The organism is Bacillus sp. FSL K6-0268 (assembly GCF_038005425.1).
Lineage (GTDB): Bacteria > Bacillota > Bacilli > Bacillales > Bacillaceae_G > Bacillus_A > Bacillus_A thuringiensis_S.
The window spans coordinates 4,303,304-4,312,500 of sequence record NZ_JBBOTF010000001.1 but is presented as its reverse complement, the minus strand read 5'-3'; the positions used below and the strand labels follow the sequence as shown (position 1 = coordinate 4,312,500).

The following is a 9,197-nucleotide window of genomic DNA, read 5'->3' as shown; positions in this document are numbered from 1 at the left end:
GAAAGAATATACGGCGTTTCAAGACGGACTACTACACCAGGTACATCCAGTTCACCATCTACTGCTGTAAACGGCACTCGTAAAAATTGATACCCATCTTCTTCATCGATTTTGTAATCGAAGCATCCTTTATCATAATCCCAATTACCACCAATGCTATATCCAAGTGGTTTCATAATCTCTTCTAACTTAAATAGCGCATATGTACGTCCTTCTAAATTTGATTGAATTGGAATCAAGTCCATCCCTCCAAGACTTTTCCTTTAGCATACCCACTCTAGCTTGAATATACTGATGGACTTTTCGATAAAATAATAAAAAGCGACCGGATTCCGGTCGCTTTTTATTATTTTAAACGCTCTTCTAATTCTGCTTTTAATTCTTCAAATCCTGGTTTACCAAGTAAAGCAAACATGTTCTTCTTGTATGCTTCTACGCCAGGTTGGTCAAATGGATTTACCCCTAGTAAGTAGCCGCTCATCGCACATGCTTTTTCGAAGAAGTATACAAGGTAACCGAATGTGTACTCATTTAATTCAGGAATATTGACGATTAAGTTTGGTACTCCCCCGTCGCTATGTGCAAGTAATGTACCTTCGTATGCTTTTGTGTTTACAAAGTCTACAGTTTCACCAGCAAGGTAATTTAATCCGTCTAAATCGTTTTCTTCTGATTCGATTGTTAGTTCATGTGTAGATTTACCTACTTTAAGAACTGTTTCAAATAAGTCACGACGACCTTCTTGAACGTATTGACCTAATGAGTGTAAGTCAGTTGAGAAGTTTGCTGAAGATGGGAAAATACCTTTTTGATCTTTTCCTTCACTTTCACCAAATAACTGTTTCCACCACTCAGCGAAGTATTGAAGTGCTGGCTCATAGTTAACAAGCATTTCAATTGTTTTTCCTTTATTGTATAAAGCGTTACGAACTACTGCATATTGGTAAGCTGGGTTTTCTTCTAGTTCTGACGTTCCGAAGTCATCATGACCAGCAGCTGCACCTTTCATCATCTCTTCAATATTTAAGCCACTTACTGCGATTGGTAATAAACCAACTGGCGTTAATACAGAGAAACGTCCTCCAACATCATCTGGAATAACAAATGTTTCGTAACCTTCGTTATCAGCTAGTGTTTTTAATGCACCACGTGCTTTATCTGTAGTTGCATAAATACGTTTGCGAGCTTCTTCTTTTCCATACTTTTCTTCTAATAACTTACGGAAGATACGGAATGCTAGTGCTGGCTCTGTTGTTGTACCTGATTTGGAAATAACGTTAATAGAGAAGTCTTTACCTTCTAATACGTCCATTAAATCTTTCATGTAAGTGGAGCTAATGTTTTGTCCAACAAATAGCACTTGTGGAGTTTTACGTTGTTCTTTAGAAAGCGTGTTGTAGAAAGAATGGTTTAACATTTCGATTGCTGCGCGTGCCCCTAAGTAAGAACCACCAATACCTACAACAAGTAAAATGTCAGAGTCATTTTTAATTTTTTCTGCGCATTTTTGAATGCGAGCGAATTCTTCTTTGTCATATTGAAGCGGAAGGTCTACCCACCCAAGGAAATCGTTCCCAGCTCCAGTTTTTTCGTGGATTGCGTGATGTGTTACTTTCACTGCATCACGTAAATAAGTGATTTCATGTTCACCGATGAAGGATAACGCTTTAGAATAGTCGAACGTTACATGTGTACTCATCTTTTTCCCTCCAATTATGGATATGTATTTCTGTATTCACTTTAGCGAAACTGAAGTTGTAAATCAAGCGATTCAACCATTGTAAACGTAACCAATATATATTTTTTAGAAAAAGTTCATTTTTTGCATAAAAATTCGTATTTTTCGGTATAGATGTATATACATCATCTTTCGAACATTTTTTATGTATAAAAACAACATAACTACCCCATTCTATAAAAGAGTTAATTAACTCATCGCTTGCTCATGCTTCACAATTAAGGGGGGCTTTTTCATGAGTACTTTGCAACGTATCGCATTAGTCTTTACTGTAATTGGCGCTGTGAACTGGGGACTAATCGGATTTTTCCAGTTTGACTTAGTAGCAGCCATTTTCGGTGGACAAAATTCAGCTCTTGCACGTATTATTTACGGCATCGTTGGTATATCTGGGCTTATCAATCTTGGTTTACTGTTTAAACCATCTGAAAATCTTGGTACACACCCAGAAACAAACGAAATTCGATAGTCAGTATGTCCTTTCACCTCCGACATACGAATATGATTGCATGCAATCATATTTGCAAATATATATCATAAGATAAAGTAAAAGAGGAACGCTCATATGCGTTCCTCTTTTACTTTGTTAACTCGGACTCTTCAATCCATTCTGCCAACTTTTCTCGCAGCGTATTAAATCCGTTTTCAGATGGGTTCGGTATAAGAATCCTTCCTTGTTTTCTTTTCGCCGCTTTTAACGATAAACTCATTTTTCTGTGCTCTTCATCAATTGAAAGTACCTTTACTTCTACTGTATCGCCGACTTTTAAAAAGTCATGAATATCCTTTACATATCCATTTGTAATTTCAGATATATGCACAAGTCCTTGTGTTTCTGCATCTAACGCTACAAATGCACCGTAATCTTGAATTCCAGTCACTTTCCCTGTTACAACCACTCCTGTTGTATATTGTTCTGACATATGAAACACTCCCATACGTTTACCATTCTCTCTACAATTATAAAGAGCAAAGCAGATATATTTATTTTAAATATCCGATTGGTTAGTACGCATTCTAGATAACGTTATCTAGAATGCGTATACCTTATATTAGTAAATTATACCACTATGACAGAACTCATTCAAAATTCATGAAAAATTTCCCTTAAAGAAGTATAATTCTCCAATATTGGGATAGACTACTAACACATGGCTTTCTAGTATTCCCCCCCTTTTATGGACAAAACGTATTACGTTTTGTCCTTTTTTTATTTTCTACAAACCGTTCCATTCTCTTCATCGCTTCCATAAGTTGTTCAAGCGACGTTGCATATGAACAACGAATAAATCCTTCACCACTTTCGCCAAATACGCTACCAGGGACAACGGCCACTTTCTCTTCCAACAATAACTGTTCTGCAAATTCCGCTGAAGATAATCCGGTTGAAGATATAGCAGGAAAAACATAAAATGCTCCGCCCGGCACATGACACGTTAAGCCCATTTCATTGAAAGATGTCGTCATGAAGTTACGACGCTTCTTATAGCTATCTCTCATTCGAATTACTTCATCGTTCCCTGCGCGTAACGCCTCAAGTGCTGCAAACTGAGACATCGTCGGTGCACACATCATTGAATACTGATGGATTTTGAGCATTAATTCTGAAAATTGAACAGGAGCTGCAATCATACCGAGGCGCCATCCTGTCATCGCAAATCCTTTTGAAAATCCTGAAATTAAAATCGTATGCTCACGCATATTTTTAATACTCGCGAAACTTGTATATACTTCGTCGTATACAAGTTCTGCATAAATTTCATCAGATAATACGATTAGATTGTACTTCTCAACAATCACTGCTATTTCTTCAAGCTCGGATTTATTTAGCATTGCACCTGTCGGGTTATTTGGTGAACAAAGCAAAATTGCCTTTGTTTTCGCTGTAATAGCTGCTTCAATTTGTTCTGGTTGTACTTTAAACTCGTTTTCTAACGTAGTCGCCACAGGAACCGGAACTCCTCCAGCTAATGTCACAAGTGGTGCATAAGAAACGAAGCTCGGTTCAATAATGAGCACTTCATCATCAGGATTTATAATGGCGCGCATCGCTACATCTAACGCCTGGCTCGCTCCAACTGTAACAATGATTTCATCACTTGGATCATAAGATACTGCAAATTGTTTTTTTAGATACTTTGCTATTTCTTGACGGAGCTCCAATAATCCTGCATTTGCTGTATATGACGTATACCCTTGTTCCAAAGAACGAATACATGCTTGCCTTACATTCCAAGGTGTAACAAAATCCGGCTCTCCTACCCCGAGGGAAATAACACCTTTCATATTTGCTGCTAAATCAAAAAATTTTCGAATACCAGATGGTTTTAAAGATTCTGCTGATCTAGATAGTTCAAATTGCTTCATGGTGTCACCAAAATTCGCTTATCATCATCGTCTTTTTCATAAATAACGCCCTCATGTTTATACTTCTTCAAAATGAAATGAGTAGTTGTAGAAACAACAGATTCAATTGTTGCTAATTTCTCAGAAACAAACATCGCTACTTCTCCCATCGTTTTCCCTTCTAATGTAATAGAAAGATCATATGTCCCTGACATTAAATAAACGGATTTCACTTCTGAATAACGATAAATTTGTTCAGCAACCGCATCAAACCCAACGCCATGCTTTGGCGTAACTTTCACATCGATCATTGCCGTTAAACCTGTATGTTCTTTCACCTTCGTCCAATCAATATGTGTTACATAATCCACAATAATCTTTTCATTTTCTAACCTCGCAACCATCTTCTTTACTTCTTCTACCTCTATATTTAACAGCTTCGCTAATGTATCTACAGATAATCGACTACTCTTTTCAAGACAAGCTAATAATTCTAATTCTTTTTCTGTCACCATATAAATCATCCTTCCTTTTCGTTTGTGTTTAAATTATACAAATACCCTTTCCAGTTTGAAAAGAAGATTTTTCTATTGAATTATGTCAAAATAAAGTGAAACTTTAATCAGTGGAAAAATGCGTGATAAAGCGAAAGGGGATGGAATCGTGAAACCAAAAGTTTATATTGCTGAACCAGTTCCAACATTTGTAGAAAACTATTTATCAGAACACTGTGATTATGAAAAATGGGATCAAAATGAGAAAGTACCCCGTGATGTTCTATTAGAAAAAATACAAGATAAAGATGGGTTATTAAATTTCGGATCTGCTATTAATGAAGAATTACTGACAGTGGCTCCTAACTTAAAAGTAGTGAGCAACATTTCTGTCGGTTACGATAATTTTGATTTACAAGCGATGAAAAACCGAAATGTTATCGGAACGAATACACCATACGTATTAGATGATACAGTAGCTGATCTCGTTTTCGCCCTTATGTTATCTGCTGGGCGCCGTGTTTGCGAACTCGATTCTTATGTGAAAAATGGTGAATGGAACGCTGAAATTGGAAAAGAACACTTCGGACTAGATGTACACCATAGCACAATTGGTATTATCGGTATGGGCCGAATTGGAGAAGCCGTTGCAAAACGAGCAAAATTCGGATTTGATATGAATCTTCTTTACTATAACCGCCGTCGTAAAGAAGAAGCTGAACAAAAATTCGATGCTACATATTGTGATTTACAGACGCTACTGGAGCAGTCTGACTTTATTGTTCTTCTTACTCCATTAACAGATGAAACATATCACCTTATCGGAGAAAAGGAATTTTCATTAATGAAAGAAACAGCAATCTTCATTAATGCTTCTCGCGGGAAAACAGTAGATGAAGAAGCGTTAATCCATGCTTTAACAGAAAAGAAAATCTTTGCAGCAGGTATCGATACATTTACACAAGAGCCGATTCAAAAAGATAATCCACTCTTATCATTACAAAATGTTGTGACTTTACCACACATCGGATCTGCAACATTAAAAACTAGGCAGCAAATGGCTATGACCGCCGCTGAAAATTTAGTTGCAGGATTACAAGGAAAAACACCGCCTAATATTGTTCGCGGGTAATACTGAATAAACGAAAGGCAAGATGACATCGTCATCTTGCCTTTTTTTGTTAACATATTTTCTTCTTCCTTGGAGATGATATGAACAAAAATCAATGGAGTGACAAAAAATGAATCACGAATATACTTGTCCTTATTTCACTTTTTCCACTCGCGGCACTACTATTCATTACGAATTGTATGAACACGATAACAAAACAGAACGTCCTACTTTCGTACTCGTTCACGGCTTTTTATCTTCCTCATTTAGTTACCGTCGTCTCATTCCCTTACTATCGAAAGCAGGAACAGTGATTGCTCTTGATTTACCACCGTTCGGAAAAAGTGATAAGTCTCATCTGTTTAAGTATTCTTATCACAATTTAGCAACGATTATTATTGATTTAATTGAACATTTATCTCTCTCAAACATTGTATTAGTTGGGCACTCTATGGGTGGGCAAATTTCTCTCTATGTAAACCGTATACGTCCTGAACTCATTTCAAAAACGATTTTACTATGCAGCTCTAGCTATTTAGCACGCGCAACCTTACCTTTACTATACTCTTCTTATTTACCGTTCTTTCATTTATACGTAAAGAACTGGATTATTAGACGCGGTATTGTTCATAACTTAATGAATGTCGTTCATGATCACTCATTAATTGACGATGAAATGAAAAAAGGTTACTCCGCTCCTTTTTATGACGACCGTATATTTCCCGCTTTAACTCGCATGATACGAGACCGTGAAGGTGACTTATCTTCAACTGAATTACAAAAAATCGAAACACCTATCTTGCTCATTTGGGGTGAAAAAGACCGCGTCGTCCCTGTACATGTAGGTCATCGTCTACACAAAGATTTACCGAATTCAAAATTTATTTCTTACGAAAATACAGGACATTTACTACCTGAAGAAAAGCCTAAACATGTTTATGAAGAAATTATCGCTTTTTCTGCGCAATAAAGTGAAACTTTAATCAGTCCCCACCTAACTTCTTTGCTTCCGCTGAATTTTGAGGTGGGGTCTTACTACCAAGTAAATAGCGGGATAATATAAAAAAGGCTGTCGGAAATTCCGACAGCCTATAATGAACAACTTCCGCCTTCTTTTATTACAAGTAATTCCACAGCTAACTTCTCACATTTTTCAAGCGCAGGTACTTCCTCAAAAGACATAAAGTATATATGTTGAATCTTCTTTGCGATGTATTTTGGATCATCAAACACACTTATGACGTTCACAACATCGCTCGCTTCTGTTTCATAAAACTCCGGTCCCATTTGAAACGGATCCCAATTCTTCACAACCTCTATCATCTTTTCATATGTACCCATTCGCTTCCCGCCTTTTCACTTTTTAATACTTTTCTTTATCCTATCACATCAGCTATTCTATAAGAAGAGAGAGAACTTTCGTAACTTATTGGTTTTACAGAAGAAGGGGGCAAACTTATGCAACTATTTCATAAAGCAATCAATCGACGTGGAACGCATAGTATAAAATGGGATACATATAAAAACGAAGAACTTATCCATGCTTGGATTGCTGATATGGATTTTGAAGTACCAAAACCAATTCAAACTGCCTTAAAACAACGGATCGAACATCCGATTTTTGGCTACACACTTCCCCCTGAAAATATTGGGGATATTATTTGTAACTGGACAAAACAACAATACGACTGGGACATTCAAAAAGAATGGATCGTCTTTAGTGCAGGGATCGTTCCAGCTCTTAGTACGAGCATACAGGCTTTTACAAAAGAAAACGAATCCGTTCTCGTACAACCACCTATTTATCCTCCATTTTTCGAAATGGTCACAACAAATAATAGACAGTTATGCGTGAGTCCATTACAGAAACAAAATGATACATATGTGATAGACTTCGAGCATTTAGAAAAGCAGTTTCAGCAAGGCGTCAAACTCATGCTTCTTTGTAGCCCTCATAATCCAATCGGACGCGTTTGGACGAAAGAGGAACTTGTGCAGCTCGGATCGTTATGTACTAAATATAACGTAATCGTTGTCGCGGATGAAATTCATTCCGATATCATTTATGCAGACCATACACATACACCGTTCGCTTCCTTATCTGAAGAATTAGCAGAACGCACTATCACTTGTATGGCTCCAAGTAAAACATTTAATATCGCTGGATTACAAGCGTCGATTATTATCATTCCAAACGAAAAACTCCGTCACGCCTTTACAGCTATCCAATATAGACAAGGCTTCCACGGGTTAAATATCTTCGCCTACACAGCGATGCAAAGTGCCTATACAGAATGTAATGATTGGCTAAACGAAATTCGATTATATATAGAAGATAATGCTCAATTTGCTTATGAATATATTAAAACTCACATACCTGTTCTTTCCGTAACGAAGCCAGAAGGTAGCTTTTTATTATGGATTGATTGTTCTCGTCTAAAGCTTTCTCAAAACGAGCGTACTGCATTACTTGAGGAAAAAGGAAAAATCATCGTTGAACCTGGTGAGAAATACGGGTTAGGTGGGGAAGAACATATTCGAATTAACATCGGCTGTCCAAGATCTGTTTTAGAAGAAATTTTGAACAGACTGCGTCATACGTTTTCATAATAAGAAAAGAGGCTGTCATAAATCATTTTAGGACAACCTCCTTTATCCATATCTTTTCAATTACGTTTCACAAAAAAAGCTACCATGCACGGTAGCTTTTACTTTTTCTTCATATCCGATGCTTTTTTTACAATGACACCACAAGCAATTCGATCACCTGATTTACCTGTTGGTTGTGTCATACCATCATCAGCGTTTTCTGTAATAATAATAGACGCTCCATCTTTTCTATGAATCGTTGTTTTTCCTTCTTCAAGCGTTATGTGCGGCGCGTCGATTTCTGCCTTGATCTTTCCAGAACCGTCTGCAATTACGTTCGGTAAATCACCGTTTTCTGCACCCTTCGGATTAAGAAGACCATGTTTTTTATCATCAGGATTAAAATGATTCCCGGATGATTCAAAACGAGGTGCCTTACACTCTCCGATTTCATGTACATGTAGTCCGTGTGGTCCTGGCGTGAAACCTTCCCCTTTAATCGTAATTTTCACTCCACTTGTTTGCTGAACTACTTTCGCAGTCCCTACTTCATCTCCTGAAGCATTATGTAATTTCACTTCAATTTCTTTCGGCTTTCCTTGGTCACAACCTGCCATCAGAAATAATAAACAACAACTGAAAAAAAGCCGTTTCTTCATTCCATTCCCTCCAAAATATATTCTGCCCTTAGATTGTCCGAGCATAGAGGGAAACATACAAAAATGCGTTACTGTTTCTTTTCAGCTAATAGTTTTTCTTCAACTTTCTGTAATCGCTCTGCTTCTCTTTTTGATATACGAATAAACATGCGCCACGTGGCAATAGCACCGATAATAAATAGAACGCACACAATCCCTGGAATAATATATTCTGTTTTATCTTCCGGAAAATATAAAGGCATCATAACGAACACTCCTTA

General features: G+C 37.2%; 12 protein-coding genes (1 of these 12 cut by a window edge). 4 read left to right on the top strand and 8 right to left on the bottom strand.

All coding sequences use genetic code 11. The features are described from left to right. Together MHI28_RS22370 and MHI28_RS22365 are read right to left on the bottom strand one after the other, a co-directional pair. Nucleotides 1–239 carry the 5' portion of a YugN-like family protein gene (locus tag MHI28_RS22370; RefSeq protein ID WP_000612326.1) on the bottom strand. It extends 175 nt beyond the left edge of the window, so 239 of the gene's 414 nt are visible here — the first part of the coding sequence; it begins with the start codon at nt 237–239; the stop codon falls past the left edge of the window. A 107-nt stretch (nt 240–346) separates the two neighbouring features. After that, complete coding sequence (locus MHI28_RS22365; protein ID WP_000103654.1) at nt 347–1,699, bottom strand: glucose-6-phosphate isomerase; 1,353 nt, start codon at nt 1,697–1,699, stop codon at nt 347–349. Nucleotides 1,700–1,973: 274 nt separating this feature from the next. On the opposite strand from MHI28_RS22365, the gene MHI28_RS22360 reads away from it, so the two are divergent. Next, a complete protein-coding gene (locus tag MHI28_RS22360; RefSeq protein WP_000105788.1) occupies nt 1,974–2,207 on the top strand; it encodes a DUF378 domain-containing protein in 234 nt (77 codons plus the stop codon). Nucleotides 2,208–2,316: 109 nt separating this feature from the next. On the opposite strand, the gene yugI is transcribed toward MHI28_RS22360, so the two are convergent. From yugI to MHI28_RS22345, 3 genes are all read right to left on the bottom strand, one after another. After that, nucleotides 2,317–2,661, bottom strand: a complete 345-nt coding sequence (gene yugI / locus MHI28_RS22355) for a S1 domain-containing post-transcriptional regulator GSP13 (protein WP_000003764.1) — start codon at nt 2,659–2,661, stop codon at nt 2,317–2,319. Between the two features lie 253 nt (nt 2,662–2,914). Continuing rightward, nucleotides 2,915–4,105, bottom strand: coding sequence for an aminotransferase (locus MHI28_RS22350; RefSeq protein WP_000808529.1), 1,191 nt, complete (start codon nt 4,103–4,105; stop codon nt 2,915–2,917). Then, nucleotides 4,102–4,599, bottom strand: a complete 498-nt coding sequence (locus tag MHI28_RS22345; protein ID WP_000255695.1) for an Lrp/AsnC family transcriptional regulator — start codon at nt 4,597–4,599, stop codon at nt 4,102–4,104. The genes MHI28_RS22350 and MHI28_RS22345 overlap by 4 nt, the downstream gene beginning before the upstream one ends. Nucleotides 4,600–4,717: 118 nt before the next feature. Here MHI28_RS22345 and MHI28_RS22340 point away from each other — a divergent pair, with 118 nt between their 5' ends. Beyond that, nucleotides 4,718–5,710 carry a 2-hydroxyacid dehydrogenase gene (locus MHI28_RS22340; RefSeq protein ID WP_001205002.1) on the top strand — a complete coding sequence of 331 codons (993 nt, stop codon included), beginning with the start codon at nt 4,718–4,720 and terminating at the stop codon, nt 5,708–5,710. A gap of 109 nt (nt 5,711–5,819) precedes the next feature. Next, nucleotides 5,820–6,659, top strand: a complete 840-nt coding sequence (locus tag MHI28_RS22335) for an alpha/beta fold hydrolase (protein ID WP_001015203.1) — start codon at nt 5,820–5,822, stop codon at nt 6,657–6,659. Between the two features lie 119 nt (nt 6,660–6,778). Here MHI28_RS22335 and MHI28_RS22330 read toward each other — a convergent pair whose 3' ends face one another. Beyond that, on the bottom strand, nt 6,779–7,030 hold the full coding sequence (locus tag MHI28_RS22330; RefSeq protein ID WP_000537641.1) for a YugE family protein: 252 nt from the start codon (nt 7,028–7,030) through the stop codon (nt 6,779–6,781). 117 nt (nt 7,031–7,147) lie between these two features. Here MHI28_RS22330 and MHI28_RS22325 point away from each other — a divergent pair, with 117 nt between their 5' ends. Continuing rightward, nucleotides 7,148–8,299 (top strand): MalY/PatB family protein, encoded by a 1,152-nt coding sequence (locus MHI28_RS22325; RefSeq protein WP_001175812.1) that lies wholly within the window; start codon nt 7,148–7,150, stop codon nt 8,297–8,299. Nucleotides 8,300–8,397: 98 nt separating this feature from the next. Here the strand turns inward: MHI28_RS22325 and sodC are convergent, their stop codons facing one another. Continuing rightward, complete coding sequence (sodC, locus tag MHI28_RS22320; RefSeq protein ID WP_000746518.1) at nt 8,398–8,937, bottom strand: superoxide dismutase [Cu-Zn]; 540 nt, start codon at nt 8,935–8,937, stop codon at nt 8,398–8,400. A 68-nt stretch (nt 8,938–9,005) separates the two neighbouring features. Further along, entirely contained in the window at nt 9,006–9,182 is a 177-nt protein-coding gene (locus MHI28_RS22315) for a hypothetical protein (RefSeq protein ID WP_000982756.1), read from the bottom strand. Between the last annotated feature and the right edge of the window lie 15 nt (nt 9,183–9,197).